Origin of the sequence: Leclercia sp. UBA7405 (assembly GCF_037152215.1) — a bacterium.
GTDB classification, from domain to species: domain Bacteria; phylum Pseudomonadota; class Gammaproteobacteria; order Enterobacterales; family Enterobacteriaceae; genus Enterobacter; species Enterobacter pneumoniae.
Genome location: NZ_JBBCMR010000001.1, coordinates 300656 through 325945, shown reverse-complemented (window position 1 = coordinate 325945; position 25290 = coordinate 300656). Strand labels below are relative to the sequence as shown.

The window sequence follows — 25290 nt, the reverse complement described above, 5'->3', positions numbered from 1 at the left end:
TCGTTGGCATTTTCTGAGACAGCCAGCCCGGCTCAACGAATGAGGTCCAGCTACTTAATCCGCTGACCGGTCTCATCAATCACTTTTTCGCCATCCTCTTTCGTGAAAGCGCCCTTCTGACCTTCAGGGAGGATCTCCAGCACCACTTCTGAAGGCCGGCAAAGCCTTGTCCCAAGCGGCGTGACCACCACTGGTCGATTGATCAGGATGGGATGCTGAAGCATAAAATCAAGCAACTGCGCATCAGAAAATATCTCCTCTGCAAGACCCAGTTGCGCATAAGGTTCAACGTTCTGACGCAGCAACGCCCGCACCGGGATCCCCATATCGTTGATCAGCTGCACAAGCTCATCGCGGGTGGGGGGTGTATCGAGATAATAGATAATGTTCGGTTCGTTGCCGCTGTTACGGATCATCTCCAGCGTGTTACGGGAGGTGCCACAGGCCGGGTTGTGATAGATGGTGATGTTGCTCATATCAGTATCTCATTACAAAGTGACAGAGAGCCGCCACGCCAGCGCGGCCAGAGTGACAAAGAGCACGGGCAGGGTCATGATGATGCCGGTGCGGAAGTAATATCCCCATGTGATGGTCATGTTTTTCTGTGCCAGCACATGCAGCCACAGCAGCGTGGCCAGGCTACCTATCGGGGTGATTTTCGGGCCTAAATCGCAGCCAATGACGTTGGCGTAAATCATCGCCTCTTTAATGACACCGGTTGCTGTACTCCCGTCAATAGAGAGGGCGCCAATCAACACCGTCGGCATGTTGTTCATCACCGACGAGAGGAAGGCGGTCAGGAAGCCGGTGCCGAACGTGGCTGCCCATAACCCCTTATCCGCCAGCAGATTCAGCACGTCCGAGAGCGACTCCGTGAGTCCGGCATTACGCAGGCCATAAACCACCAGGTACATGCCGAGCGAGAAGATCACGATCTGCCATGGCGCCCCACGCAGCACCTTTCCTGTATTGATGGCATGACCTCGCTTCGCCACCACCAGCAGCACAGCCGCGCCAGCTGCGGCTATTGCGCTGACCGGGATCCCCTGCGGCTCCAGAACAAAGAACCCGCTCAACAAGAGCAGCAGCACAACCCAGCCCGCCCTGAAGGTCGCCGGATCCTTTATCGCGCTGGCAGGCGTTTTCAGAAGCGAGACGTCATAGGTCGCCGGGATATCGCGGCGGAAGAAAAGATGCAGCATGACCAGCGTGGCCGCAATGGCCGCCAGGTTTACGGGGACCATGACCGAGGCGTACTGCGTAAAGCCCAGGTTGAAGAAATCCGCCGAGACGATATTCACCAGGTTGGAGACGATCAGCGGCAAACTGGCGGTATCGGCGATAAACCCTGCCGCCATGACAAAGGCCAGCGTCGTCCCCTCGCTGAACCCCAGTGCGAGCAGCATCGCAATCACGATTGGCGTCAATATCAGCGCTGCGCCGTCGTTGGCAAACAGCGCAGCCACCGCAGCGCCAAGCAAAACTATCCAGGTAAAGAGCAGGCGACCCCGTCCGTTCCCCCAGCGTGAAACATGCAGCGCGGCCCATTCAAAGAAACCGGACTCATCAAGCAAAAGGCTAATGATGATCACCGCAATAAAAGCGGCCGTGGCATTCCAGACGATGTCCCAGACGACGGGAATATCCTCGACATGAATAACTCCCGTAACCAACGCCAGCCCGGCTCCGATGCTTGCGCTCCAGCCGATGCTAAGTCCTCTGGGCTGCCAGATGACCAGAACCAGCGTCAGGATAAAGATACTCCCTGCCAGAAACATCTCAGGCTCCTTTATATATGATTATACGTATATGATTACACTACTCAGCAGGAGGTACAGGCGGATTTTTTTAACCATTCACCCACCTCTTCGCGCAGGCACTGCCATGACATCGTTATTGTTTCACTGGCCCATGCCGGCATGTGGGGAGAAAGCCGATAGTGGATCCATTTGCCTTCCCGACGATCGAGCACCAGCCCTGCTTCACGCAGGATAGCCATATGCCGGGAAATTTTGGGCTGTGACTCCGAGGTAGCCGCGCAAATATCGCAGACGCACAGCTCCCCCGAATGCCGGAGAAGCATGACAATGGCAAGGCGGGTCTCATCCGCCAGGATTTTAAAAAGCTGCACAGGCTGTAGCATTTTTTGCTCCGTTCCCTTTATCTTTCATATATGGTAAATCATATGTGTATTTTTTGAAATCATCATCTCCCGGAGTAAACAATGGAACAGTTCCCTGCCCTGAACGCTGAATGCTTTGACCAAAAGATTGCTGAACGCCTGCAGCTTCAGGAGCCGCCACGTATTCTGATTTTGTACGGCTCGGTAAGGGAGCGTTCGTACAGCCGTTTCGCAGCGGAAGAAGCGGGTCGCCTGCTGACGGCAATGGGGGCAGAGGTGAGACTGTTTAACCCTTCCGGTTTACCCCTGCCGGATGACGCCCCGGATACGCACCCAAAAGTGGCCGAACTGCGCGGGCTGGTCAGATGGTGTGACGGCATGGTGTGGAGTTCCCCGGAGCGGCATGGGGCCATGAGCGCAGTGATGAAAGCCCAGATTGACTGGATACCCTTAAGCGAAGGCGCCCTTCGCCCCTCCCAGGGGAAAACTCTGGCGGTGATGCAGGTCTGCGGCGGCTCGCAATCTTTCAATGCCGTGAACCAAATGCGTATTCTGGGCCGCTGGATGCGGATGTTCACCATTCCCAACCAGTCCTCAGTCGCCAAAGCCTGGCAGGAATTTGATGAAAATGGACGAATGCGACCCTCTTCCTGGTACGATCGTATTGTCGATGTGACCGAAGAGTTATTTAAAATCACGCTGCTGCTGAAGGGCCAAACAGATTATCTCGCCGATCGTTATAGCGAACGAAAAGAGAGCCACCAGGCGCTCTCCGTCCGCGTTAATCAGGAAAAAATTTAACGTTTATCTCTTCGATAAGAGAGACTGCGTAGAGTTGGCAACGTCCGCTTCTGGCAAAAGCGGACAACAGATCTGCACTACGCAAGCTGTTGTCTTTTCGCCCATAACGTCTGATTTTTAGTCTTTCATTAAACGCATGAACAAACCTCATCAAGGAAAAGGGACTACGCTTTTTTAAGAGCGTTCAATTACCTGACTGGAGGATAGAGATGGAACATGAAACGACTCGTGCTGTTACCCGCGGTATCAACCATATCGGATTAACCGTGCCCGATCTGCAACAGGCAACGGAATTTCTGCAGAAGGCGCTGGATGCAAAATATGTTTATGACGGCCTGACGGACAAGGACACACCGCTGAAAGGGGCTGATGCCGAGAAACAACTGGGCTTAACCTCTGGCTCAATGATGATCAAGCAACGGCTACTGCGCATTGGTAATGGGCCAAACCTGGAACTTTTTGAAATTATCAGTGAAGATCAAACGAAGCCGGTAAGAGTGCAGGATTTTGGCTGGAACCATATTTCTTTATACGTAGACGATATCAATTACGCCATTGAAAGAGTGAAGGCTGCGGGAGGCAAGTTTCTTTCAGAGCCCCACGGAAACTCGCGTCATGAAGACACTGAAAATAATGCCGGCGTATACTTTTATACCCCCTGGGGAAGTCTTGTCGAGTTGCAATCGATACCCAATGGCTATTACTACCCTGACGATAGCGAAGCGAAAATTTGGGTACCGGAACCGTAATCAAAGGGTTAGGTGGCGGGCAACGCGCTCAGCGTAAGCAATTAGCGTAGAGCCGCTCCTTTAAGGATTCAGTGCCGATGCTACGGCGCAGAATAAAGGTTAACGCATGCGCAAGATTGAAGCTGAATGATTTATCCCGTCGCCAGATGCCCCGCTTAATTTTCGTCCCATTCGCAAAGCGCCTCAGAATTTTTTCTGAGGCCAAAAAACGATTTCCGCTTTGTATATCGCCAGAAAGATCCGATCATTGCTGCATCACGAGCTGAAAACAAAGAAAGGAAGCGCTTTATGAAACTGAATTTATACTGGGCAGTACCGCTGGCCATCCTGTTTATCGGGCCAATATTTTCATTGCAGTTCCCCAGCACCCCAGAGCTAACCTCGCCGCGCTTCTTGTTCCTGTATGGCTCTATGCTGCTGGCTGCCTGTGCCCTAATCGTATTTTCACTGAATGGTCGTCTCCCCTTGCCGGTGTGGACAACGAGTCTGGTCATGCTGATCGTTTTAATCGGGTCGCCGACGGTTAAAATGCTATTTGAAAATTAATACCCCCGAGGGTGAAGTTAAGCAGCGCAACGACAATCCTGTGGGTGCGCTGATTGAATTCTAATTCACAAAGAGAACAACAGAATGAAGATGGATGCGTTTGCTTTTGGTACAACGAACTGGGATGACGTCGAAAGAACAGAGCATCCAGGAGAGACTGGCACCGCCTACTGGCGCACCCAGTTCTTTGGTAACGCGCTCAATCAAATCCGTGTGCGGATGGTTGAATATACGCCGGGCTACCTTGCGGACCATTGGTGTAAGAAAGGCCATATCCTGTTCTGCATGGAAGGCGAGTTAGAAACAGTGCTCGATGATGGGCGGAAATTCATCCTGAAGCCAGGCATGAGCTATCAGGTTGGCGATAATGCAGAGCAACATCAGTCGAAAACGAGTACGGGTGCAAAACTGTTTATTGTTGACTGACTCTCTTGCAACCCAGCCCTGTAAACCACGACTTATGGCCCAGAGCGATGGAAGTTCAGCATGACGGTACTGGCGTGGCAGGAATGCGTGAGACGCCAGAGGAAGGGCGAAATCAGCCTGCTGAAAGGCCATGACAATACCAGTAACGAGAAAGATAACTGAAAAACATTAACAAGTTATGAATTTTGTAATGTAGAGTAAGTTGCTCACATTATATACAGGGGTAATCCTTCTGTCGGGTTAGTATGACATTCCGGTTACCTGTATAAATGTTTATGAAACTTATAAGTATTAAATTAGTTATTCTTTTAGTCGTTGCGATTATTTCCGGTTGCAGTGAGAAAAAAGTTCATAAAGTAAAAAATAATGACGGCAAATCTCTTGTCAAATCTAACAGTCATTATTCCCCGGACTTAATTCCTGTCGTGGCTGCGCTGCACGATCAGCTGAACACCTGGCGTACGGCTCCCTATCAGTGGGGAGGGACTGATATTGATGGTGTCGATTGTTCTGGGTTTGTATGGAGAACCCTTAAAGACAGATTTAACCTTCCTATGAAACGTGTTACCACTCATGATCTTATTCATATGGGGGTAAAGGTTGATAAAAAAAATCTTCGTGCGGGAGATCTTGTTTTCTTCAAAATTAAAAATGGCTTCCATGTTGGTTTTTATGATACCAACAATAAGTTTATTCACGCGTCAGTCAGTAAGGGTGTCACCCGTTCGTCTTTAAGGAATGTATACTGGAAGAGAATGTATATTGGCGCTCGTCGATTGCCGAATAACATCAGCGAAGTTATTACGATGAATCATAAATTGCCAAAATATGTAAATGACAATCCTCTTTAATCAGGTAATTTTAAGTCCAAACAGCCGATACATGGCGACCTTGCCTGAATCGGTTAGATTCACTTCACGATATCCCGGTGTACGCGTTATCCACTCTTTTTCAAGAAAAAGCGTAAGCAGTGCCGAGCCAGCATTACCGCCGAGGTGGGAACGTCTTTCACTCCAGTCCAGACAGGGGCAACAGTGCTTGCGGCGCGAACGTGAATTCAGTACGACGCCCATTTTCTCAAAATGTATTTTGCCGGCTGACGTCAGTGCCGAGCCGTCGGCTTCCAGCCATTTTTCCCGCAGCATACACTCATAAATGTTGACAGCAAGCTCGCCTGCCAGATGGTCATAGCAGGTGCGTGCATAACGAAGAGAGTGCGGTGTACTACAGGCAGGAGCCTTACGAGTACGCATGGACACACCCATCAGGTTTTCCAGCAGTCCGGCGATATGATGTCCCGCAAGGCTGTAATAGCGATGACGCCCCTGCGTCAGGCAAATAACCAGACCGTTGGTAAGAAGCCGGTTTAGGTGCCCGCTGGTTGTCGAGGCTGCTATATCAGCCACTACGCTAAGTTCGGTGGCTGTCCATGCGCGCCCGTCCATCAGGGCGCACAGGATGCTGACCCTGGACGGGTCAGACAACGCAGAAGCCACCATTGCCATGGATGTTTCAAGGACATCATCTGACTCACTGTCGTGCTTTGTTTTAACGAGGTTCATTCAGAAGGTATTGCCCATTTTTGGGTTACTTCAGCTGCCCGGGCATCATCATCCGTAATGAGGATGAGCCGGTTACTATGGTCACTGTACTGTACCAGAATATTGATCCCGTTCCGGGCAATTGTATTCGCTATTTCTCCCAGCTCTCCGGGCCGTTCCTGAGGTAACTTTCTTACCAGAGGACGACACAGGTTGCGGACTTCAAAACCGGCTTCAGTCAGCACCCTGCGGGCTTTTTCACCGTCTTCAACCAGGAAATGTGCGTGCCCGCCTTCTGCTCCTGTAAATACGCCACCGCCTTCAAGTCCCACTCCGTTTTCGCCCAATACCCTCCCCAGTGAACCAAGGGAACCCGGGCTATTTTTGAGAATAACGTGAATGTCATACATGCTGATTTGTTCCCTTATCTGAAGAGTAATCACGGAGTACGCTGGCTACCCGTATTCTGTAGAATGAAAAAATCGACTGCTTCCCTTCTGTCTGAGCAGCCTGATGCATCACATTTCGCTTCCATCCCGCTACAGATTCCTCATCTTCCCACCACGACAGCGAAAGAATTTTTCCGGGTGTAGTCAGGCTCTGGAAACGCTCAATTGAAATAAAGCCGGGCGTGTCGGATAAGAGAGGCTTCAGCTCTGAAGCGAGCTGAAGATATCTTTCCTGCGCTTCTGGCAGGGCATCTGCCTCAAAAAGTACGGCAATCATGTTTCGCTCCATCGTCAAATTTCGGACAGATTAATGATGACAGAGGCATGTTGCTTCGGTGGGCGCCGAAATATGCCAGTGCGTTAGCGAAGCTTTGATCATGATAAAGCAAAGTACATTGCAAGGCCTGCGCAGGCTGTCAGGGAGGCCACTAAGGAATAAGAAAGGGGCCACGCGATGTAGCCTGGATTTTAGCTACTGGTGACCGGAACAGCTGTAACATAAGCCCGGGGAGGGGTATCAACGTTATTGACAAGCGTGTCCGCTACTATGCGTGTGGTCACTGATATACAGGTTCACGCAGCGCCTCCCGCCAGAGGAGTAAGCACAATAATGTCCGACGTTTCGATATACTGAGAAATAACGCTTAACAAATGCGTGATATGCGGGGCGCTGAGATGACGCTCCAGTAGTGCCTTACTCTCCCACTCTTCTGTCCAGATAAATCGGCGCGGATTACCGGTATCACGATTGAGCTGATAGCTTATGCAGCCATCCTCTTCCAGCGTAGTGTCAATGACCGAGCGGAACAGTTGTTCAACAAGTGCTTCAGTGCCGGGTTTTGCAAGAAAGATAGCAACGACAGGTACGGACATAGTGTGCTCCTTAAATTTACGATAATTTTCGTGTTTAAATAAATTACAGATCACTTGAAAACTAAGGGCAAAGGGCCGTCATGGTGATTGTTTTAATGTATTCCCCCTTCTTTATCGCTCTGTTCATTTCATTCCAGAGTGGGTCTTTATCTTCCGCCACTCTGTGGATAATCAATAATGCCTTCGCATGCAGCGGACTCACGGCCGCGCGCTCAGAGTAAATCCAAGCTTCCTCCCGTCGCACGCGCCCGGCCCCTTAGAGCTACAATCTGTCATCCAGCACAGCCCCACCCCTGCAAAACCGCCGCCGCCCCGACCCCAAAGGCCGAAACAGCATCGCTTTACGAGGGATGTTGTAACTAGATTAGGTGTCACTGCAGGAAATCGCGGTGGGTTTTACGTACACGCTCTTAAGCGCCTGACGGCGCTTACGCGGAGATACAGTCCGACGGCGGCCAAAGGCCTTGCCGGGCTAACTCCGGACGCGCACATAACATAAACGGATAGCGGTAAGCGGGTATGGCTTAACAGGGTGAGGGGCTGGTAAGGCAGAAACTATCAATGCGCAGCGGCTTACGCCGGTCCCCGCGACCCTTACCCGCAGAGCCAGGCGTAACAGAGTCTGTCGCCTTTATGCCCTCACGGGCATCCAGACGCTGAGCAGAAGCCCTGCCAGTAACAGGTGACCGGTATAGGCGATGTAAAAGAAATGACGGGGCATGAAGCGCTGGCCATCGTCTTTGGTGTACTGCTGAACCAACCTTATGGCCAGCACGGGCAGAAACAGCGTCGGTAGCGTGGCAAACAAGAGGGTTTCCACCGGCAACGCTATCAGATGTGAAATGCCGTTGAGACAGACCAGCGAGATGACGGCCAGAAATCCGGCGAACCGACGCCAGCCAGGGGAAACGGGCGCACTGGCGACGGCCAGTGAACAGGCCAGCATCAGTCCCGGCAGACCGAAGCTTCCGGGCGTCAGCGGAACGACCAGGACGGCCAGTAATAACAGGCCCGTCAGCAGGCCTTTTCTTCCGTAACGGTGATGGAGTGCCAGCAGCTGCGTCACGCCGGCAAACACGAACAGAATGTTCAGGGCATACACGGGCAGCTGGTGACGGAACGCCAGCATGAACGCGGGCTGCGTTACCATCTCCCACATCCACAGGCGATTTGCGCGTTGCTGCAGGCGTCCGGGACTGCCGTGCACGTTCATCGCCCAGATAAGCGTGAACAGGGGGAAGGCCATCCGGCCAAGCGCATTCATCAGGGGACTGAGCGGGTTTATGAACAGCTTATTGATGTGATCGACGAACATGGCCAAAAGTGCCAGTACCTTCACCCAGTCCAGGGCTGCAGGGCTGAGTCGGGCCGGGAACAGATACAGATGACGCTCCGGGATGGACAGAATCACGATCTTTTGTCTCCTGACGGCAGGTACTGAGAAGCCAAGTCTGTACCCAGAGCCAGAACGCCTTGCCGGTCCGGTTAGTGACGCTGACTTTCAGCTTCTCGATTATTTTGCGTGCCGCAAATTCAGATTTATCACGGAAAATCCGCATGCAGCCCGCTGAGTCTTTATTCTGAATGCAGATACTTAAAATATGAAAATCGTTCATAACCATTCCTTACTGACATTATTATTATCGGCAGCAAGGTGGATTTATTTAGGTTAGGCATTAATTTAATTTTGCTGCTGAATGAGCGTACCGCCCGGTTATACGTTAACTAAAGAGTATATACATCCGTCCTGATGAATAATATTTACAGCAAAAATAACCAGGATTAATCCAGCAGGGCGCAGCAAGGAAGCCCGGACCAGATGAGGGTCGTAAGGCTAAGCCGAAAGGCATATGTCATCCATACAGGAGGCGCTGACACTGCGTGTTCTGGCAACTCTCAGCAACGTAAACAACAGTGAACATAGAATTTCCAGACTGACGGGAGCGGAGAATTTTCGTTCAAACGGCCTACCCAACAGACTGTTATTTTCACAAACCATCAATATTCATTACACGCTATTGATAACAGGATAGTTATTATATCAACACACTGCTGGCATAACATATATTTTCATCCAACAGACTGGACTTTATTTTCACACTGAAGCAATCTTACAGCTAAACTGATATTTAGCCCCGTCATATTGGTATTCAGCTCTTTCATCATTCCCGCGCTCGTCACACATATCTCACAGTTCAGTTCTCCACGCCACGCAATTCATCGTCGTCTAGTGATGTCACTGAGTGGCTGAGCTAGTGCAGAAAAAAGCACCTTTCGGTGCCTAGCGGGTTCAGAACATGTGGAACTGACGGCTCTTCACCATCTGTTCGAGCCCGTTAAGGTCGAACGGCTGGTTACTGCGGATATTCTGGTACGCCTCAAGCATGACGGCGTACTTATCTGTCAGAACCCTGTCATTGCGCAGACCGTAATCATCGATGCGGTGGTCACCTTGTCCCTTATCAATCCAGTTAAGCAGCGACCACATGTCAATCTGCAGCGCACAGTCTTATGTGTCAGGATACCCCAGAAAAGTTAACGGCAGTCCGTTGTCTTTTACGTAGCCCTGAATGCGGGCCAGCGCGTCTCGGGTCTTCTGATCATTCCAATCGATCACTGTTTTCTCGGCCGCGGTAAGTACCATGCTGATATTCGAGAACATATCACGAAGCGCTATCACGCTATCAGGGTATTACAGATCACCGGACTGGCTGCGGATTCATCAGGGATACAAGCATGTCCTGATTATCCGGATAACAGCGTTTCAGCCAACCGGCGATCTGTTCCGGCGACCAGTCTTGATGCATCTTCTCTGCAATGATTTTACAAAATGTGGGGCTTTCAATTAGCTTGCAAGGTTTTGGTCTCAGAGCATTTTCCCACGCAGTAGCATCGGCTTTTGCTGCACGGTATTGCTTGGCTCCTCCGTGCCTCCTGACCTCGCGGCTAATCGTTGAGGGTGCTCTTGATAAGTTGGCAGCAATGTCCCTGATACTGAGTTTAGCTACCAGTCCTTTGGATATCTCCTCTCTTTCATCAAGCGTAAGAGCTAATCGATGCCGCTTTCGAACGGGAGGACGGTAGCCCCCTGTCTGGTGGATTGTGGGCATGATAGAAAAATGAAATCTGTCGAACATTCTGGCGATATCATGCAGGGAATCACCTTGCTTATATCTGTCCCAGATAATCGCCTTCTGCTCTGGCGTGCAGTTAATCCGAGTTCTTCGTTTCATGGCAACGTCCCCCCCCCCCTTGATTAAGGATAGCGTTGCATCGAGCCATTGAACTCACAGCGAAGAGCGGACGTAATGGCAGCATACATTAGGCAAGCCCTTTCAGAATTCCCTCTAATAAGTGCACAATTTGCCCGGCTGTAAGATTGAGGCGGTCTCGTAATTATGGGTATCCATATTGATAATTGGTCTTTTTTTTAACATTCGCAAATCAAATAAGCTACACTAGCGCGCACATAGTCATGACCAGGTAACATTTTGTACGGGCGCAATCGTTTCTTCTTCATTGCAGCATGTATGGCATTGCTCTCAGTAGCCATGTTGTTCATTGCGCCTGTCATATCTAAATCTTTAATTCACCATTCCGACTGTGTGAATTCAGCGATTACGACGGCCATGCCTGAGCATCATGGGATGACTATGTCAGGAATGCACCACGACATGGCTATGCCGGAACACTGCGAACAAAATCTCACCATGGTTCATCCCATGATGGCGGGACACGCTATGTCCCCAGTGGAAGAAATTGCCTGTGGGTACTGCCAGCTACTGATTCATCTGCCTTTCGTCCAGTTCGTGCTGACGGTAATGCTCTGGCTGATGTTACTCTGCGTTCGTCTGTCTCTTCCTCTGCAGGCCATTTTCTCACCAATTTTCCGCGCCTGGGCACCTCAGCGCGCTCGCGCCCCTCCTGCTGTTTTTCTTTCTGCGAATTAACGACTCACAAAAATAGACGTAATTTGCTGCCTGCCTCAGGTCAGGCAAGCTTGCTTACGTCAGAAAAACAGTAAGGCAAATAATGAAAACTCAACGTCTTGTACGTACCCCTCTTGCAGTTCTGATTATGATGACATTCCAGACGAATGCCATTGCTGCCCAAGAGAGCCACGATCACGCAACGATGGAGAATGATTCCGTTATGGTTGTTACGGCTCCCGCCTCATCGCCGCTGGAGGTTGTCACGTCCCCAAAAAGACCTCGTCAGCCTGTCCCGGCAAGTGATGGTTCCGATTATCTAAAAACCATCCCCGGTTTTACACAGATACGGGCCGGTGGTACGAATGGCGATCCGGTATACCGCGGAATGTTCGGATCGCGTCTGCGTATCCTGACCAATAATGGCGAAATGCTGGGGGCATGTCCGGCGCGAATGGATGCCCCCAGCTCTTATATCTCCCCGGAAAGTTTTGACCTTCTGACGTTGACCAAAGGACCGCAAACGGTCCTTTGGGGGCCAGGTAACTCTGCAGGGACAATTCGTTTCGATCGCGAGCAGCCGCGTTTTGATAAACCCGGCGTACAGGGAAATGCCAGCCTGCTTGCAGCCTCGAACAATCGCTGGGATGAGAATGCGGATATCAGCCTGGGTAGCGAAGATGGATATTTACGCCTGATGGGTAATAAATCACGTTCCGATGACTATAAGGATGGCAATGGCGATCGTGTCCCCTCAAAATGGGATAAATGGAACGGTGATATGGCGCTTGGCTGGACGCCTGATAAAGATACCCTGATTGAACTGACGGCAGGGAGAGGTGACGGGGAATCGCGGTATGCGGGGCGCAGTATGGACGGCTCCCAGTTCAGGAGAGAAAGCCTGGGTGCCAGGTTCGAAAAATCAAATATCGGGGAGTTATTCCAGAAATTTGAAGCGAATGTCTATTACAACTACGCCGACCACATTATGGATAACTATTCACTGCGTTCACCCGACGGTGGGATGTCAGAGGGTATGTCGGAAGGAATGACAGACGGTGGCATGGCTGACGCAATGGATGCTGGCATGTCAATGGACATGAATATGCCAATGGCAATGGAAGTCGACAGACGTACTATTGGCGGTCGTATGATGGGCACGTGGGAGTGGGCGGATGTGGAGCTGAAAAGCGGCGCCGATACCCAGCTGAATATCCATCGTAATAAAATGGATAACAACTGGGTCAAAGATGCCCGTTTCCATGATTATGGTCTCTTCAGTGAACTCACCTGGAATACCACTGATTCAAGCAAGGTTGTGGGGGGGGCTCGCCTTGACCGTGTCCTAGTGGATAATTTTTCCGGTAAAGGCTCCTCAGAGCGAACGGACACTCTTCCTGCCGGGTTTGTACGTTTCGAGCATACCCTCGCAGAAATGCCGCTAATGTTTTATACCGGGGTTGGGTATACAGAACGCTTCCCGGATTACTGGGAACTGTTTTCCCCCACCTACGGGCCTGACGGCACCTCAGACGCGTTTGATAAAGTGAAAACCGAAAAAACGACCCAGCTTGATATTGGCGCACAGTATTCCGGCAAACGTACTAACGCCTGGGTTTCTGCTTATGTTGGTCGCGTAAATGATTTTATCCTTTTCCGTTACGATCCCAACGATGCGTATATCAGCCAGGTCGATAACATCAACTCCACTATCATGGGAGGCGAGGCCGGTGTCAGCTATAAGCTGACCGACAGCTGGAAAACCGACGCCAGCCTGGCCTATTCCTGGGGCAGGAACTCGGAAGATGGTAAACCCCTTCCGCAAATGCCTCCTCTCGAAGCCCGCCTGGGATTGTCCTGGAAAAGTGGCAACTGGAGCAGTACCGGGCTGTTACGCCTGGTCAGTAGCCAGCATCGGGTGGCGATTAATGAAGGTAACGTGGTGGGCAAAGATTTTGACAGCAGCGCCGGTTTTGCTGTGGTTTCCGCCAATGCCGCTTACCGCGTGAACAAGTACTTTAAAGTGAGCGCCGGTGTCGATAATCTTCTGAACAAGGATTACAGCGAACATCTCAACCTCGCGGGTAACAGTAGCTTTGGCTACTCCGCCAATACCTCCGTTAACGAACCAGGAAGAACATTCTGGGGCAAAATTAATGTGACATTCTGACCGATCCCGGTTCGAAAGGGCCGGGTTGTTTATTCAGAAAATATGAGGAAATCGATATGTTGAAAATTCTTAAAACCCCGGAAGGAAAAAAGTTTCTTATTGCTGTGGCTTGTGTGTTTATCATTGCGGTATGCGTGGTGTCAAAAGCCGCGTTCCAGGGCGTGGAAGACCAGTACAATCTGCCGATGGAAACCTGGGACACATCTCTGTTTATCATCCAGGGCGCATGGGTGGCCATTTACAGCCTAATGTTCACGATAGTGGGCTCACTACCCTTTGGTTTTTATTTCCTGGGGCCCAGGGATGAAAAGGGCTAGCAGAGCTTTAACCTCATAACCTTAAGCCGATACTTTAAGAGCCTTAACCGGTATGTGCCAGGGCTGTTCGCACTGGCACATACAGATAGAAATTGTTCTGATTTACTTTGGCGTATAGTCAGAGCGTCAGACTTGATAAACTCATGACCTCGGCTTTCATTCATTAACCACATTCCCCAGCGTTTTCGTTTCGCCGTTGCGTATCCATGCCATAAATTCCCGGTCAAATCTAAACTTGATTAAATACACTTCATTTCATCATTATTCCTTAAAGGTATTGATCTTTTTCTTGCATCTTTTTCAGACCGCTTTCTTTTTACATTGCCACTTAATAAGTGAGCAACCACCCTTGTATTAAGGATTTATATTGGGCCAGATTTAGATGAATTCAGGTCATAAATAATTGCTCAATATTATTAATGTTGATGGTTGTCACAAATGCACATGTACCGATTTGTTTCGGGGTCAAAAATAAATGCAAAATTGTAATGATATGTCACGAAAACCACTTTATCTCATGACCAATTATAACAACTGCATGTTTTGAGGGCATCAATGAAACTGAACCACAGGACTAATAAATACAAAATTCTGGCAGCTTTAATCGCCTCACTGGCGATATCCGTTAACGCACAGCAAATTACCCAGCCCGCGTTGGGTTCCCACGACCAGTCCTTTATTTATAAGAATGGGCTCAAATTCAGAGATCTGAACCATGACGGCAAACTCAACGAGTATGAAGACTGGCGTCTGTCATCCGTAGAACGCGCAGCCGATTTGATGCACCGAATGACGCTTGCAGAAAAAGCTGGCCTGATGATGCACGGCACAGCACCGGTGAAAGGGAGTGTTATCGGCAGTGGCGCCGTTTATGACCGCGATGCTTCGCAGAAAATGATACTTGAAGCCCATGTAACGAGCCTGCTTACGCGCCTTAACGGAGACGACCCTGCTCTGCTGGCCACCCAGAATAACCTCCTGCAGGAAATTGCAGAAAGTGGACGTCTCGGGATTCCCGTGACTGTCAGTACCGACCCCCGAAATTCTTATCAGGATCTGGTAGGTATCAGCAACCCTGCAGGAAAATTCAGCCAGTGGCCAGAAGCAATTGGCATTGGTGCTGCCGGAAGCGAGAGTCTTGCCAGAGATTATGCAGCTCATATCCGTGAAGAATACCGTGCCGTAGGTATAACGCAGGCCTTATCTCCGCAGGCAGATATTGCCAGTGAACCCCGTTGGGCCAGAATCAGTGGCACGTTCGGTGAAGACCCCGAACAGACCCGAAAACTGGTCAGAGGTTATATTACCGGTATGCAGGATGGAAGCGATGGACTCAGCTCGCGTAGCGTGGCTGCCGTGGTTAAGCACTGGGTAGGATACGGTGCGGCGGAGGACGGTTGGGATGGGCACAATGCCTATGGTAAGAACATCGTATTCAAAACCAATAATCTGCAGCAACATATTATCCCCTTTAAAGGCGCTTTCGAATCACAGGTTGCAGCCGTAATGCCCACGTATTCAGTTCTCCAGGGTGTTAACTGGAACGGGAAACACCCTGAACCGGTTGCTGCCGGTTACAGCCGATTCTTGCTGACCGATCTTCTTCGTAACGAATATAAGTTTAGGGGTGTCATTATCAGCGACTGGTTGATTACTGCTGATTGTGATGCAGAGTGCGTGAATGGTACAACCGGCGATAAAAAACCGGTTCCTGGCGGAATGCCCTGGGGTGTCGAACATCTCAGCAAAGAACAGCGTTTTGTTAAAGCGGTAAATGCCGGGATCGATCAGTTCGGTGGCGTCACTGACTCCGCTATCCTGGTCGATGCGGTCAGGAAAGGCCGTTTATCTCAGGACCGCATAGACGAGTCTGCCAAACGTATTCTTTTGCAAAAGTTTGAGCTGGGGCTGTTCGAACAACCCTATGTGAGCCCGGAGAATGCAAAAGAAGTTGTTGGACGTAAAGCCACCCAGCACGAAGCGGATAAGGCGCAGCTGCGTTCTCTGGTACTGCTTCAAAATAAGAACATCCTTCCGCTGAAAAAGGCCACGCGCGTCTGGCTATACGGTATTAAGTCATCTGAAGCTGTGAGGGCCGGTTTTGAAGTGGTGGAGCATCCGGAAGACGCCGAGGTCGCAATAATGAGAACCTCTGCGCCGTTCGAGCAGCCTCACTATGGCTATTTCTTCGGCCGCCGACATCACGAAGGTTCGCTGGCTTTCAAACCTGAAGATGATGTGATGAAAACTCTGGATAAGGTCAGTGCCATTGTTCCCGTGATTATGACGATGTATATGGAAAGACCTGCGGAACTTACTGATATCACCAGTAAGACACGCGCTTTTATTGCCAATTTTGGGTTGAGTGATGAAGTCTTATTTACTCGTCTGATGTCAGTTGCGCCCTACTCAGGCCGCCTGCCTTTTGCGCTTCCTTCCACAATGAAGTCAGTGCTTGAACAGGATCCCTCAGTACCTGGCGATATTAAATCTCCACTTTATCCGACTGGATTTGGGCTTGCTCATTAACGCCAGTTAATTCGGTAGCATGAGACTCTCATGCTACTTTTTTATATTATCCCAAGTCGGCAGCCATATGTTAAACAGCTGCCCGGCACAGCTTTGCCTGCAATAAGTGAAATAAATGAAAACCAAGTACTTTAAAAATAAAAGAGTTTTTTTATTTATATTTTCCGCTCTGATACCACATATTATTTACGCTTCACCATTAACTCTTGAGCAGAGAATGGAAATCCTTGAAAAAGAACTTATACGCAACCAGAAAGAGCTCACAGAGGCACGCAGACAGATCACCGCTCTGCAAAAAATAAATAACCAGCCCTATACCTCTTCAGTGAGTAACAAAGAACAGTGGAATATTAAGCCGGAAATACTGTCAGGAGGACCCGCTAAGCAGTCAGGGGCAGAGAGAATCGATAACGATCAGATCAATGATAGCGCACTAAAACAGATAAGTTCGTATCTGAAAGATGATGCAGGTCTGATTACTCAAGGGTATTTTCGTTCAGGCTGGGGTACCGGAAACAGAGGCGCGCCCAGGTCCTGGGCCATAGGCTCTCTGGGGCGATTTGGTAATGAATATTCCGGCTGGTTTGATTTCATTGTTAATAAACGGCTTTACCGTGACGACACGCATTCTGTTAATGCAATTTTCAAACTGGACGGTAATACCAGTCAGCAATACGCCAACAGCTGGTTTGGAGATGACACGCGCAATGACAGCAAACTGCAGTTCCAGGACTTCTATGTCTCTACTCGGGGCTATCTGCCGTTCGCGCCGGGAGCTGATTTCTGGGTAGGTCGCCATGGTCTGAAGGGGTATGAAATCCAGATGCTTGACTGGAAGGTTCACTCCGCAAATGCAGGAGCTGGTCTCGGTATTGATAATATCAGTGTCGGGAAAGGCAGAATGGATATAGCCCTGATGCGTGAAGATTACGATCTGTGGAATAAAACACGCACCAGTTCAAAGCAAATCAATACAAATCAACTCGAGATCAGGCTTAAACAGTTTCCAGTAACACAGCAAACTGAGATGGGCGTATCAGCCAGGTTTGCGCAACCTAATCACGCAAATGGCAGCGGTGCCAATGCCGACGAGTTTTATACGGTTAAAAACGCATGGCTGGTCACGGCAATGTTAAAGCATAGGTTCAGCAATGGGGGGTTCAATGATGTTGCGCTGCAGGTGGCTGATAATTCATTTGCCACGAGCTTCTCTAGCTATGACTCAGCCACCGCTCTCTTTGGTGTGGGAAAATATTACTATGGCGAACATAGTGATGGAAAAGCCTATCGGCTTATTACGCAGGGTGAAAACTATCTGAGCGATCGCATCATTATGGCCAATGCTCTGGTTTATTCCTGGGGCAAGGACATTTATAGCCCGGACACAGGTCCGCATACACGGTTCACCAGTCTGCGGGCGGTAGTGCGCCCCGCGTGGATCTGGGATAAGTATAATCAGACAGGATTTGAAGCAGGCTGGTTCAGCCAGGTTAACAAAGACAGAGCCAAAAACCGGTTTACGGAGTCAGGACTTAAAACAACCCTCTTCCACACCTTCAAAATTGATACCAGCATGCTTACTTCACGGCCTGAGCTGAGGCTCTACGGAACGTGGCTCAAGGTCCTTGATAATGAGCTGGATAATTTTACTTTTGATGACCGTAAACAGGATCAGTTTACCGTGGGTGCCCAGGCGGAAGTATGGTGGTAATGTTCAGCACTCACTGTTTTCCGGCTCTGTCCGATGCGCGAACCTGCATTGCGTGACTGCAATGCACATAACAGGTGGCGGGTGATATTCGCTCCCCCCTCCTAAGGCAATGAGCGATGATACCGCGTCATTTTAGCCCGTTTAGCATCAGTACCGTCGTGCGTACTATTTACCGGGAGTAGGATGACGCAACAGCTCTCAGTAAGGTCTTCAACGTCGGCCGGAGTTAACCTCTGCCTTTCATTCCGGCAGCTTAATGGTAACAGGCCGTATCCCTGCTCGGCATTAATAATAGAGGATTTAATGACTTACAGAATAGCCACACCACAGGAGATAAAATCACTGACTGGCAAAAATATCACGGTGATGGATATCAGGAGTCGGGAAGACTGGGCGCGTGAACACATTGACAATGCGTTGTCGTTTCCCATGAATGAGGAGGGTATTGCACTGCCATTGGCTTACGGACAAGGTAAACCCGATATTATAGTGTTTCACTGCCAGAGTGGCATGAGAACGAAGCAGCATGCCGATTCCCTGGCGTCTCTGGCGAGCCCCACCACTGTTCTCATCATGGAAGGCGGAATAAATGCCTGGAAAAAGGCAGGATATCCCACCCGCCTCAATCGCAGCCAACCGATCCCCCTGATGAGGCAGGTTCAGATCGTAGCCGGGACATTAACCCTGGCCGGGACGCTTGCTGGCAGTCTGCTCTCACCCTGGTTTTATGTTATTCCGGGTTTAGTCGGCACCGGACTGACGTTCGCCGGCATAAGCGGCTGGTGCGGTATGGCAAAACTACTGTCAGCCATGCCCTGGAATAACAGGGGCTAGCCCGATGCACATGATTGCGTCTCGGGCCACCACGATTTTAAATCTGATAATGTGGCCCGTATTCATCGGTCATTGACCATGCAGCTACTCACTGCCCACAGCCTTTCGCCATATACTTTCCGGACCTTATCGCATGCGGGTTAGCACCGAGCCGCATCGCTGACTGCCACTTTGTAATGAGGGAATTGCGATGGAAATTACTCAGGTACGTAATGCAACATTAACGCTGGGATATGCCGGCATGACGTTTCTTATTGACCCTATGCTGGCGGCAAAAGAAAGCTTCCCGGGTTTTGCCGGAACTGCACGGTCTCATTTGCGAAATCCTCTGGTCGAATTACCTTTCACCGCTGAGCATTTAATGAATGTGGATGCTGTAATTATTACCCATACGCACCCCGATCACTGGGACGAAGCCGCTCAGCAGGCGGTGCCTAAAGCGATGAAAATTTTTACCCAGAACGATAGCGATGCAGCCATCCTGCGCGCTCAGGGGTTTCTTGATGTAAATGTACTGCATGAACAAAATTCGCTGAACGGGATAATTATTAACAAAACTGATGGGCAGCATGGCAGCGACGAGGCCTATGCCGATCCCGCTATGGCCGCTTTTCTTGGGGATGCCTGCGGGCTTGTTTTCCAGCATCCGGATGAGAAAACGCTCTACATTGCAGGGGATACCATCTGGGTTAAACCTTATGCTGACAGCCTTCGGACCTGGCAACCGGAGGTGATTGTTCTTAACACCGGCTTTGCACAGGTCGATGGTGTGGGTGCCATTATTATGGGCAAAGACGACGTGCTGCGTACTCACCAGTTTTTACCGTCGTCACTAATCGTTGCTTCCCATATGGAAGCCGTGAATCACTGTATTCTGAGTCGTCAGGAATTGCGTTCTTATACGATAGAACACAATATCCAGGATAATGTCTTCATACCGGAAGACGGTGAAACGATGGTGTTCTGAACATTCCTGCCAACTGCATTCCAGCCTATACAGGACGCCTATGTAAAAGCTGGGATACCCGGCTCAATTCAGATGTTAACGCGGCCGACGCCCCTCATACCGCTCAGAAGGAGAAAGTCATGTCTGCCCGCTCCGTAGTCGTTATCGCCACGCCAGGCTTTAGCCCGTTTCATGTCTCCGTACCCTGCATCATTTTCGGGACCATTCTGGCCGGCGAGGCGCTATTCGATGTAAAAATCTGCGCAGAACAGCCAGGAGCGATCGCCTCCGATATCGGCGTGAGTATGAACGTTGAGCACGGTCTCGGTGTGCTCGATTCTGCCGATATCATCATTGTCCCGTTCTGGAACCATCCAGAAAAAAGCCCCTCGCAGAATTTAATGGAAGCACTCAGCGAAGCCTGGCTACGGGGTGCGGAAATAGTCGGGCTGTGCCTCGGAACCTATGTCCTTGCCTATGCTGGTTTGCTTGATAACAGGCGTGCTGCCACGCACTGGGAATGTGAGCGTGACTTTAGAACACGTTTTCCGGCCGTCAGGCTGGATACTAATTCGCTGTATGTCAGCGATGAACGTCTAATCACCTCGGCAGGAACAGCTGCCGGTATCGACTGCTGTCTGAACATTGTCCGCCAGCACTATGGCAGTCAGCTTGCCAACCGTGCTGCCCGCAGGATGGTTATTCCTCCATACCGGGAGGGTGGTCAGGCGCAGTTTATCGAGCGGCCGGTACCTGAAACCACCAGTGACCTGAAGATTAACGATCTTCTGGCATATCTGCGACGTAACCTTGCCCAGCCTCACGATCTCGATTCGCTGGCACACTTTACTGGAATGAGTCGGCGTACGTTCACCCGACATTTCTTTAAAGCAACCGGTATGTCTCCGGGAGACTGGCTGACTTATGAACGGCTGCAGTTTAGTCAGCAGTTGCTTGAAACCACCGATCACACGGTTGAGACGATCGCTGGGCTTTGCGGATTTCAGGCACCAGTATCGTTCAGACAAAGTTTCCGATCCCGGTTTGATGTAAGCCCTACAGAATGGCGGCGAAGGTTCAGGGGCACCAGGGCTCCTTTGTGAAAAGTGCCGTTCGGCAGGTGAACATCTGTATGAAAAAACACTTTTAACACTGCTTTTTACCCCCTTCTTAAAGGATAACCGGCATTACGACGGGCCGGTTTCGTTCATCAATTTTGTTCTGAACTCTGCCAGCTTTTCGAGGCAGAAATCATGTTTTTTATCGTATCGACCCTGAGGCATGAGCATCGACACGGAGAACTGACCGATGCGGGTTTCCAGCCCGATGGCCATCGTATTCACTCCCTCTATCATTTCACCAAAATCATACGAAATTCCTGTGCGACGGATGTCATCCAGCACGGCGATTAGATCGCGGGTTGTCTGGATCGAGAAATCCGGCGCCGGGCTGAAATCACTCTCAAACAGCGCTATGACTTCCGCGTTAGATTTCAGTGACAATAATACCCGGCCGGCAGAGGTGCTGTAGAGCGGTCGCGCAAAACCCAGACGCGGAACAACCTGTAGTTCGCCGTCGGCTACGGCACAGTGGATCACTGTGAGATTCCTGCCGGTGGGTCTGCTCAGCGCCACCGTTTCACCGGTTTGTTCCGCAAGTGCTTCGAGACGCGGCCTCATGGTGTTTATGACATCGGTATGAGTGTTACTGACCAGCCGGAGAAAGGCGGGACCAAGTGAAACCCCGGCTTTAGCCGACGTTCGCGTCAGCTCCACGTCGGCAAGCGCGCCGACTATCCTCTGTACCGTCGAGCGAGGGAGTCCTGATGCCTGCGCAATTTTCCCCAGGCTCAGTCCTTCAGGATGTTCACTTAGAAGATTTAGAATGGTTGCGGCACGGGAGATAACCTGCACTCCCCCGGTTTTTTCCTGTTCATCGGCTGTATTCATCTTTTCCTCCGTTCCCGCTCTCACATCATTTTGAGAGTAAATAAAACCCTGCCTGAAGAAGGGTTGAAAAGCATCAAACTGAGCGCTAGGATACATTTCAAGTTACCACATTGCAGTATAGTGTACCGAATAACGATACAGCAATCAAGTAGATTATATAGCTGTACCACATTGTGGAAAATTGTATCGCTGATGGTAAATATTCTGCTTTTTTAATGGTCTTCTATGAGTATGTTGAAAATTCTTGAGAGTGGCATGCTGCATGAATATGCCTTTGCCGGGCTGTTATTCAGTCCGATTGCGTTGTGCTCCGTGCTGGCCATTGCGGGCACACTCGCAACACGTAGATTCCTCGCTGCGATGGGATTACGGCGGCTCATCTGGGCAGGTGCCTGGTTCGATCTCTCCCTTTTTGTTCTCATTCTCACCGCCGCACTTTTTCTAACTGGAGTCTGAAATAAATGGTTCGTACAGTCATCAGGGTTTCGATCACTGTTTTGTTCGTTGCCGCAGCGGCAATTAGCGGGGAATGGGTCTGGAAGCATTATCTGTATTCTCCCTGGACCCGAGACGGAAGGATCAGGGCTGAGGTCATCACCGTGGCGCCTGATATTGCCGGATGGGTGAGTGAGGTGAACTTTCAGGATAATCAGGAAGTGAAAAAAGGTCAGATGTTGTTCACCATTGATGCCACTCGTTTTCGTAACGCTGCAGAAGAAGCAAAGGCAAAGATGGATAAAGCGCAGTACGCCCTTGAGCACGCGAAAGAACAATACGCCAGAAGATTGCGCCTCGGCCAAAGTGCGATTATCAGCAAAGATGATTTAAGCACCTACAAAACTAACAGTAACCTTGCCCGTGCAGATTATGAGCTGGCCAGAAGTGCCTATGAGAAAACCCTGATCGATCTCAAACGGACAGAGATCCTCGCCCCGGCAGACGGCACGATCATGAATCTCAGTTTACGGTCCGGTAATTACGCGGTACAGGGTAAAGCCGTCCTCTCGCTGGTCAAAAAAAACTCCATGTACGTAACCGGGTACTTTGAAGAAACAAAATTGCCCCTCATCGCACCCGGCGACACAGCACACATACAGCTGATGAGCGGCGGTGCACCACTGACCGGCAGGGTCATTAGTATTGCCAGCGCGATTGCGAATAACAATACGGCAACTGACAGCCAACTGCTGCCATCCACCCAGCAGACCTTTAACTGGGTGAGGCTGGCACAGCGTATACCCGTGGACATTCAGCTGACGAACGTTCCGGCGAATATCCGGCTCAGCGCGGGCATGACGGCATCCGTTGAAATCGACAAAAAAGGGTGACGAGATGATACTTTCTCCTGTTATCAGCCACTTCCTCACACCCAACAGGAATACGTTGATCTTCGCGGTAAAGGGGGTGATTTCGATGGCGGCCGCGCTGTTCATCTCCATGCACCTTGAGCTGGACCGGCCTTACTGGGCTGTCGTGGCATCAATGCTGCTGCAGGCCAGGCCAGAAAGCGGGCTGGTGACTGAAAAGGCTTTATATCTTGTAGCAGGCTCCTGGCTGGGCGGGCTCTACGCGGTACTGACCATCGGCGCCTTCTCTGAAATACCGTTTGTCGCGATTGCGTTACTGACGGCTTGGGTGGGAGGAACTTCATTTCTTTCTGCCAAAGTACAGCACGTCAATTACAACTACTTTCTGGGTCTGACGGGCGTGACTGCGCCGCTGATTGCCCTACTCGCTATGTCGGACGCTTCAACAGTCAGCTCGCTACACGTGTTCGAAATTGCGCGAGCGCGTATCAGCGAAGGAATGGTGGGCGCATTCTGTGCCGCGGCCGTGAGCATTTTTTTCGTTCCCTTTCGTCTCAGGGATCTGCTGCAGAAACATGCGGAACAGACGTTCAGCAGGCTTACCGGGCTTATCCTCGCCGAGCTGAATGCTGAGACCTCAAAAACGTTACGGTATAAAAATTCAGGCGCTCTCCTGGCGGCCGTATCACAGCTGAACCATGATGCCCGGGCCTCCTCCTATGATGGTCCTGACGGCAGGCGCCGTGCCCGGGCCTGTTATGAAATAAGTAACCTCAGTATTGTCGCATCCTCTGTCACCCAGACGCTGGGGTATCAGATTAGCGCTGATGCAAATACGTTTGGGGAGAATATGCGTCACCTCCTTGGATTTTCACGCCAGGTTCTGAGCAAACTGGCAGAGGAAAAAACCTATGCCAAACGTCAGGCGCTGCTGTCCGATCTGCAAAAAGCATTACGTAACCACAAGCTAAAAGGTTATCTGAAAACCGCCCCGGATGTGGTGGCTTTCAGGATGTTATGCAGGATCACCAGCATGCTGCTGAGTATCACGCGTATCGTCAGCGCGATAAAAAATCACCGTAACATGCCGCTTAAGGCCAGGCGACTACCCGCTTTCCAGGACAATCTGGTCGCCGGCATCGGAGCCGTGCGCAGTATGGTGGTTTTTCTGAGCTGTGTTGCGCTCTGGATTGGCACAGGTTCGCCGCCTGCGGTTCTGATGATGATGATCCTGCCGCCGTTCTTTTCCATGGCTTTTGCACCGGCCCCCGTACCGGAAATGATTGTACGAAAGGTGATAATAGGGGCCGTGGTGGCCATACCGGCCTCCGCCTTTATTGAGCTGTTCCTGCTGTCTGCCGGTAGCGGAAACTTTGAGCTGCTGATTATGGTGATGGGCGCGCCGTTATTCATTGCACTCATGGCCGTTGCCTGGGCACCGACAATGCCCTACGGTCTCGGCTTCTGCCTGCCATTCGTGCTGCTGACCCAACCGGGTAATGAAATGTCCTTCTCCGCCGATGTTTCCGTGACGACCGGGCTCGCGCTCTTGACTGGTCTCGGGATTCTGTGGGCAGTTTTCTCTCTGATGAAAACACCAGATAACCTATTTATCAAAAACAGGATCATGCGTTCCTTTTCCCGGGAGCTTAAAGTTATTTCCGTGCGAAATATAAAGGAAGACGATTTCGTTTATAAGACGGGCGGCAAGGTAATAAAACTTTTCTCGTTAAAAAGTGCCGAAGCGCATCTTGCAGGACTGCAGGCCCTGCGTAACCTGCATATTACTTTTACTCTGTTTAAACTGCTTCAAGATAATCAGTCTCTGGTTCAAGAGGAAATTTATTTATGGCTGCGTGACTATCGACAGATTATAGCAGGCATTTATCAAGGAAATCATGAGGATTTTTGCACTCGCGGACAACTGATTTGCGACCGATTAAAGGGAATATATCCAGAGGGTCTTACGGCCACCACAGCAAATACCGAGGCGAGGGTATTGCTCGGTTTCGCCCTTGAAATAGCAGACGATCACTTTCAACTGGTTAAATAAAACATCCTGAATTTGACATCATCCTTGAAGAACCCTTC

At 50.4% G+C, this 25290-nt stretch carries 27 protein-coding genes and 1 pseudogene; 16 read left to right on the top strand and 12 right to left on the bottom strand.

Annotated features, from left to right (window positions below; all coding sequences use genetic code 11):
- Positions 1 to 50 precede the first annotated feature (50 nt).
- Genes arsC through WFN75_RS01530 form a run of 3 tightly spaced genes read right to left on the bottom strand, consistent with a single transcriptional unit; the run spans position 51 to position 2143 of the window.
- Entirely contained in the window at positions 51 to 476 is a 426-nt protein-coding gene (gene arsC / locus WFN75_RS01540) for a glutaredoxin-dependent arsenate reductase (RefSeq protein WP_212476914.1), read from the bottom strand.
- Positions 477 to 488: 12 nt separating this feature from the next.
- Complete coding sequence (locus WFN75_RS01535) at positions 489 to 1778, bottom strand: arsenic transporter (protein WP_336995507.1); 1290 nt, start codon at positions 1776 to 1778, stop codon at positions 489 to 491.
- A gap of 44 nt (positions 1779 to 1822) precedes the next feature.
- Positions 1823 to 2143 (bottom strand): metalloregulator ArsR/SmtB family transcription factor, encoded by a 321-nt coding sequence (locus WFN75_RS01530; protein ID WP_040076660.1) that lies wholly within the window; start codon positions 2141 to 2143, stop codon positions 1823 to 1825.
- 81 nt (positions 2144 to 2224) lie between these two features.
- On the opposite strand from WFN75_RS01530, the gene arsH reads away from it, so the two are divergent.
- The 5 genes from arsH (at position 2225) to WFN75_RS01505 (ending at position 5495) form a co-directional block, all read left to right on the top strand.
- Positions 2225 to 2923, top strand: coding sequence for an arsenical resistance protein ArsH (arsH, locus tag WFN75_RS01525; RefSeq protein ID WP_207293167.1), 699 nt, complete (start codon positions 2225 to 2227; stop codon positions 2921 to 2923).
- 209 nt (positions 2924 to 3132) lie between these two features.
- Positions 3133 to 3672, top strand: coding sequence for a VOC family protein (locus WFN75_RS01520; protein ID WP_040076662.1), 540 nt, complete (start codon positions 3133 to 3135; stop codon positions 3670 to 3672).
- A 288-nt stretch (positions 3673 to 3960) separates the two neighbouring features.
- A complete protein-coding gene (locus tag WFN75_RS01515) occupies positions 3961 to 4218 on the top strand; it encodes a hypothetical protein (protein WP_046884356.1) in 258 nt (85 codons plus the stop codon).
- A gap of 84 nt (positions 4219 to 4302) precedes the next feature.
- Positions 4303 to 4644 (top strand): DHCW motif cupin fold protein, encoded by a 342-nt coding sequence (locus tag WFN75_RS01510; RefSeq protein ID WP_046884357.1) that lies wholly within the window; start codon positions 4303 to 4305, stop codon positions 4642 to 4644.
- A gap of 275 nt (positions 4645 to 4919) precedes the next feature.
- Positions 4920 to 5495, top strand: coding sequence for an NlpC/P60 family protein (locus WFN75_RS01505; protein ID WP_336996218.1), 576 nt, complete (start codon positions 4920 to 4922; stop codon positions 5493 to 5495).
- Here WFN75_RS01505 and WFN75_RS01500 read toward each other — a convergent pair whose 3' ends face one another.
- The 7 genes and pseudogenes from WFN75_RS01500 to WFN75_RS01470 all read right to left on the bottom strand — a co-directional run.
- Positions 5496 to 6206, bottom strand: coding sequence for an ArsR/SmtB family transcription factor (locus tag WFN75_RS01500; RefSeq protein ID WP_336995506.1), 711 nt, complete (start codon positions 6204 to 6206; stop codon positions 5496 to 5498).
- Positions 6203 to 6595, bottom strand: a complete 393-nt coding sequence (locus tag WFN75_RS01495) for an amino acid-binding protein (RefSeq protein WP_336995505.1) — start codon at positions 6593 to 6595, stop codon at positions 6203 to 6205. Before WFN75_RS01495 ends, WFN75_RS01500 begins: the two co-directional genes overlap by 4 nt.
- Complete coding sequence (locus WFN75_RS01490; protein ID WP_046884365.1) at positions 6588 to 6911, bottom strand: antibiotic biosynthesis monooxygenase family protein; 324 nt, start codon at positions 6909 to 6911, stop codon at positions 6588 to 6590. The genes WFN75_RS01495 and WFN75_RS01490 overlap by 8 nt, the downstream gene beginning before the upstream one ends.
- Before the next feature lie 296 nt (positions 6912 to 7207).
- Positions 7208 to 7507 carry a putative quinol monooxygenase gene (locus WFN75_RS01485; protein ID WP_336995504.1) on the bottom strand — a complete coding sequence of 100 codons (300 nt, stop codon included), beginning with the start codon at positions 7505 to 7507 and terminating at the stop codon, positions 7208 to 7210.
- Positions 7508 to 8138: 631 nt separating this feature from the next.
- The gene (locus WFN75_RS01480; RefSeq protein ID WP_336995503.1) at positions 8139 to 8918 is read right to left on the bottom strand and encodes a TraX family protein; all 780 of its coding nucleotides are present in this window, start codon (positions 8916 to 8918) and stop codon (positions 8139 to 8141) included.
- A gap of 879 nt (positions 8919 to 9797) precedes the next feature.
- Positions 9798 to 9995 (bottom strand): hypothetical protein, encoded by a 198-nt coding sequence (locus tag WFN75_RS01475; protein WP_336995502.1) that lies wholly within the window; start codon positions 9993 to 9995, stop codon positions 9798 to 9800.
- 238 nt (positions 9996 to 10233) lie between these two features.
- Positions 10234 to 10740: pseudogene (locus WFN75_RS01470) on the bottom strand (transposase); the annotation flags it as partial.
- 297 nt (positions 10741 to 11037) lie between these two features.
- Between WFN75_RS01470 and WFN75_RS01465 the strand changes: the two are divergent.
- The 3 genes from WFN75_RS01465 to WFN75_RS01455 all read left to right on the top strand — a co-directional run bounded on the left by WFN75_RS01465 (position 11038) and on the right by WFN75_RS01455 (position 13923).
- Positions 11038 to 11457 (top strand): DUF2946 domain-containing protein, encoded by a 420-nt coding sequence (locus WFN75_RS01465; RefSeq protein WP_336996217.1) that lies wholly within the window; start codon positions 11038 to 11040, stop codon positions 11455 to 11457.
- 82 nt (positions 11458 to 11539) lie between these two features.
- A complete protein-coding gene (locus WFN75_RS01460) occupies positions 11540 to 13606 on the top strand; it encodes a TonB-dependent copper receptor (RefSeq protein ID WP_336995501.1) in 2067 nt (688 codons plus the stop codon).
- A 56-nt stretch (positions 13607 to 13662) separates the two neighbouring features.
- Positions 13663 to 13923: a DUF2534 family protein gene (locus WFN75_RS01455; RefSeq protein WP_336995500.1), complete on the top strand. Its 261-nt coding sequence runs from the start codon at positions 13663 to 13665 to the stop codon at positions 13921 to 13923.
- A gap of 156 nt (positions 13924 to 14079) precedes the next feature.
- Here WFN75_RS01455 and WFN75_RS01450 read toward each other — a convergent pair whose 3' ends face one another.
- Complete coding sequence (locus WFN75_RS01450) at positions 14080 to 14172, bottom strand: DUF6434 domain-containing protein (protein ID WP_336995499.1); 93 nt, start codon at positions 14170 to 14172, stop codon at positions 14080 to 14082.
- A 306-nt stretch (positions 14173 to 14478) separates the two neighbouring features.
- Here WFN75_RS01450 and WFN75_RS01445 point away from each other — a divergent pair, with 306 nt between their 5' ends.
- The 5 genes from WFN75_RS01445 (at position 14479) to WFN75_RS01425 (ending at position 21046) form a co-directional block, all read left to right on the top strand.
- Positions 14479 to 16452, top strand: a complete 1974-nt coding sequence (locus tag WFN75_RS01445; protein WP_336995498.1) for a glycoside hydrolase family 3 protein — start codon at positions 14479 to 14481, stop codon at positions 16450 to 16452.
- A gap of 115 nt (positions 16453 to 16567) precedes the next feature.
- A complete protein-coding gene (locus WFN75_RS01440) occupies positions 16568 to 18163 on the top strand; it encodes a carbohydrate porin (RefSeq protein WP_336995497.1) in 1596 nt (531 codons plus the stop codon).
- Positions 18164 to 18466: 303 nt separating this feature from the next.
- Positions 18467 to 18997 (top strand): rhodanese family protein, encoded by a 531-nt coding sequence (locus WFN75_RS01435; protein WP_336995496.1) that lies wholly within the window; start codon positions 18467 to 18469, stop codon positions 18995 to 18997.
- Between the two features lie 190 nt (positions 18998 to 19187).
- Positions 19188 to 19964 (top strand): MBL fold metallo-hydrolase, encoded by a 777-nt coding sequence (locus WFN75_RS01430; protein WP_336995495.1) that lies wholly within the window; start codon positions 19188 to 19190, stop codon positions 19962 to 19964.
- Between the two features lie 119 nt (positions 19965 to 20083).
- Positions 20084 to 21046: a GlxA family transcriptional regulator gene (locus WFN75_RS01425; RefSeq protein WP_336995494.1), complete on the top strand. Its 963-nt coding sequence runs from the start codon at positions 20084 to 20086 to the stop codon at positions 21044 to 21046.
- An 84-nt stretch (positions 21047 to 21130) separates the two neighbouring features.
- Here the strand turns inward: WFN75_RS01425 and WFN75_RS01420 are convergent, their stop codons facing one another.
- A complete protein-coding gene (locus WFN75_RS01420) occupies positions 21131 to 21892 on the bottom strand; it encodes an IclR family transcriptional regulator (RefSeq protein WP_336995493.1) in 762 nt (253 codons plus the stop codon).
- A gap of 225 nt (positions 21893 to 22117) precedes the next feature.
- Here WFN75_RS01420 and WFN75_RS01415 point away from each other — a divergent pair, with 225 nt between their 5' ends.
- From WFN75_RS01415 to WFN75_RS01405, 3 genes are read left to right on the top strand one after another with little or no spacing between them, the layout of a single operon-like run.
- The gene (locus WFN75_RS01415) at positions 22118 to 22348 is read left to right on the top strand and encodes a DUF1656 domain-containing protein (RefSeq protein ID WP_336995492.1); all 231 of its coding nucleotides are present in this window, start codon (positions 22118 to 22120) and stop codon (positions 22346 to 22348) included.
- Positions 22349 to 22353: 5 nt separating this feature from the next.
- Positions 22354 to 23220 (top strand): HlyD family secretion protein, encoded by an 867-nt coding sequence (locus WFN75_RS01410; protein WP_336995491.1) that lies wholly within the window; start codon positions 22354 to 22356, stop codon positions 23218 to 23220.
- A 4-nt stretch (positions 23221 to 23224) separates the two neighbouring features.
- Positions 23225 to 25252: an FUSC family protein gene (locus tag WFN75_RS01405; protein ID WP_336995490.1), complete on the top strand. Its 2028-nt coding sequence runs from the start codon at positions 23225 to 23227 to the stop codon at positions 25250 to 25252.
- The last annotated feature ends 38 nt before the right edge of the window (positions 25253 to 25290 follow it).

Bases quoted from the DNA above. Each gene is read 5' to 3' on its own strand.
- arsC (WP_212476914.1), bottom strand. From the start codon at position 476: ATGAGCAACATCACCATCTATCACAACCCGGCCTGTGGCACCTCCCGT.
- WFN75_RS01535 (WP_336995507.1), bottom strand. From the start codon at position 1,778: ATGTTTCTGGCAGGGAGTATCTTTATCCTGACGCTGGTTCTGGTCATC.
- WFN75_RS01530 (WP_040076660.1), bottom strand. From the start codon at position 2,143: ATGCTACAGCCTGTGCAGCTTTTTAAAATCCTGGCGGATGAGACCCGC.
- arsH (WP_207293167.1), top strand. From the start codon at position 2,225: ATGGAACAGTTCCCTGCCCTGAACGCTGAATGCTTTGACCAAAAGATT.
- WFN75_RS01520 (WP_040076662.1), top strand. From the start codon at position 3,133: ATGGAACATGAAACGACTCGTGCTGTTACCCGCGGTATCAACCATATC.
- WFN75_RS01515 (WP_046884356.1), top strand. From the start codon at position 3,961: ATGAAACTGAATTTATACTGGGCAGTACCGCTGGCCATCCTGTTTATC.
- WFN75_RS01510 (WP_046884357.1), top strand. From the start codon at position 4,303: ATGAAGATGGATGCGTTTGCTTTTGGTACAACGAACTGGGATGACGTC.
- WFN75_RS01505 (WP_336996218.1), top strand. From the start codon at position 4,920: ATGAAACTTATAAGTATTAAATTAGTTATTCTTTTAGTCGTTGCGATT.
- WFN75_RS01500 (WP_336995506.1), bottom strand. From the start codon at position 6,206: ATGAACCTCGTTAAAACAAAGCACGACAGTGAGTCAGATGATGTCCTT.
- WFN75_RS01495 (WP_336995505.1), bottom strand. From the start codon at position 6,595: ATGTATGACATTCACGTTATTCTCAAAAATAGCCCGGGTTCCCTTGGT.
- WFN75_RS01490 (WP_046884365.1), bottom strand. From the start codon at position 6,911: ATGATTGCCGTACTTTTTGAGGCAGATGCCCTGCCAGAAGCGCAGGAA.
- WFN75_RS01485 (WP_336995504.1), bottom strand. From the start codon at position 7,507: ATGTCCGTACCTGTCGTTGCTATCTTTCTTGCAAAACCCGGCACTGAA.
- WFN75_RS01475 (WP_336995502.1), bottom strand. From the start codon at position 9,995: ATGTGGTCGCTGCTTAACTGGATTGATAAGGGACAAGGTGACCACCGC.
- WFN75_RS01465 (WP_336996217.1), top strand. From the start codon at position 11,038: ATGGCATTGCTCTCAGTAGCCATGTTGTTCATTGCGCCTGTCATATCT.
- WFN75_RS01460 (WP_336995501.1), top strand. From the start codon at position 11,540: ATGAAAACTCAACGTCTTGTACGTACCCCTCTTGCAGTTCTGATTATG.
- WFN75_RS01455 (WP_336995500.1), top strand. From the start codon at position 13,663: ATGTTGAAAATTCTTAAAACCCCGGAAGGAAAAAAGTTTCTTATTGCT.
- WFN75_RS01445 (WP_336995498.1), top strand. From the start codon at position 14,479: ATGAAACTGAACCACAGGACTAATAAATACAAAATTCTGGCAGCTTTA.
- WFN75_RS01440 (WP_336995497.1), top strand. From the start codon at position 16,568: ATGAAAACCAAGTACTTTAAAAATAAAAGAGTTTTTTTATTTATATTT.
- WFN75_RS01435 (WP_336995496.1), top strand. From the start codon at position 18,467: ATGACTTACAGAATAGCCACACCACAGGAGATAAAATCACTGACTGGC.
- WFN75_RS01430 (WP_336995495.1), top strand. From the start codon at position 19,188: ATGGAAATTACTCAGGTACGTAATGCAACATTAACGCTGGGATATGCC.
- WFN75_RS01425 (WP_336995494.1), top strand. From the start codon at position 20,084: ATGTCTGCCCGCTCCGTAGTCGTTATCGCCACGCCAGGCTTTAGCCCG.
- WFN75_RS01420 (WP_336995493.1), bottom strand. From the start codon at position 21,892: ATGAATACAGCCGATGAACAGGAAAAAACCGGGGGAGTGCAGGTTATC.
- WFN75_RS01415 (WP_336995492.1), top strand. From the start codon at position 22,118: ATGAGTATGTTGAAAATTCTTGAGAGTGGCATGCTGCATGAATATGCC.
- WFN75_RS01410 (WP_336995491.1), top strand. From the start codon at position 22,354: ATGGTTCGTACAGTCATCAGGGTTTCGATCACTGTTTTGTTCGTTGCC.
- WFN75_RS01405 (WP_336995490.1), top strand. From the start codon at position 23,225: ATGATACTTTCTCCTGTTATCAGCCACTTCCTCACACCCAACAGGAAT.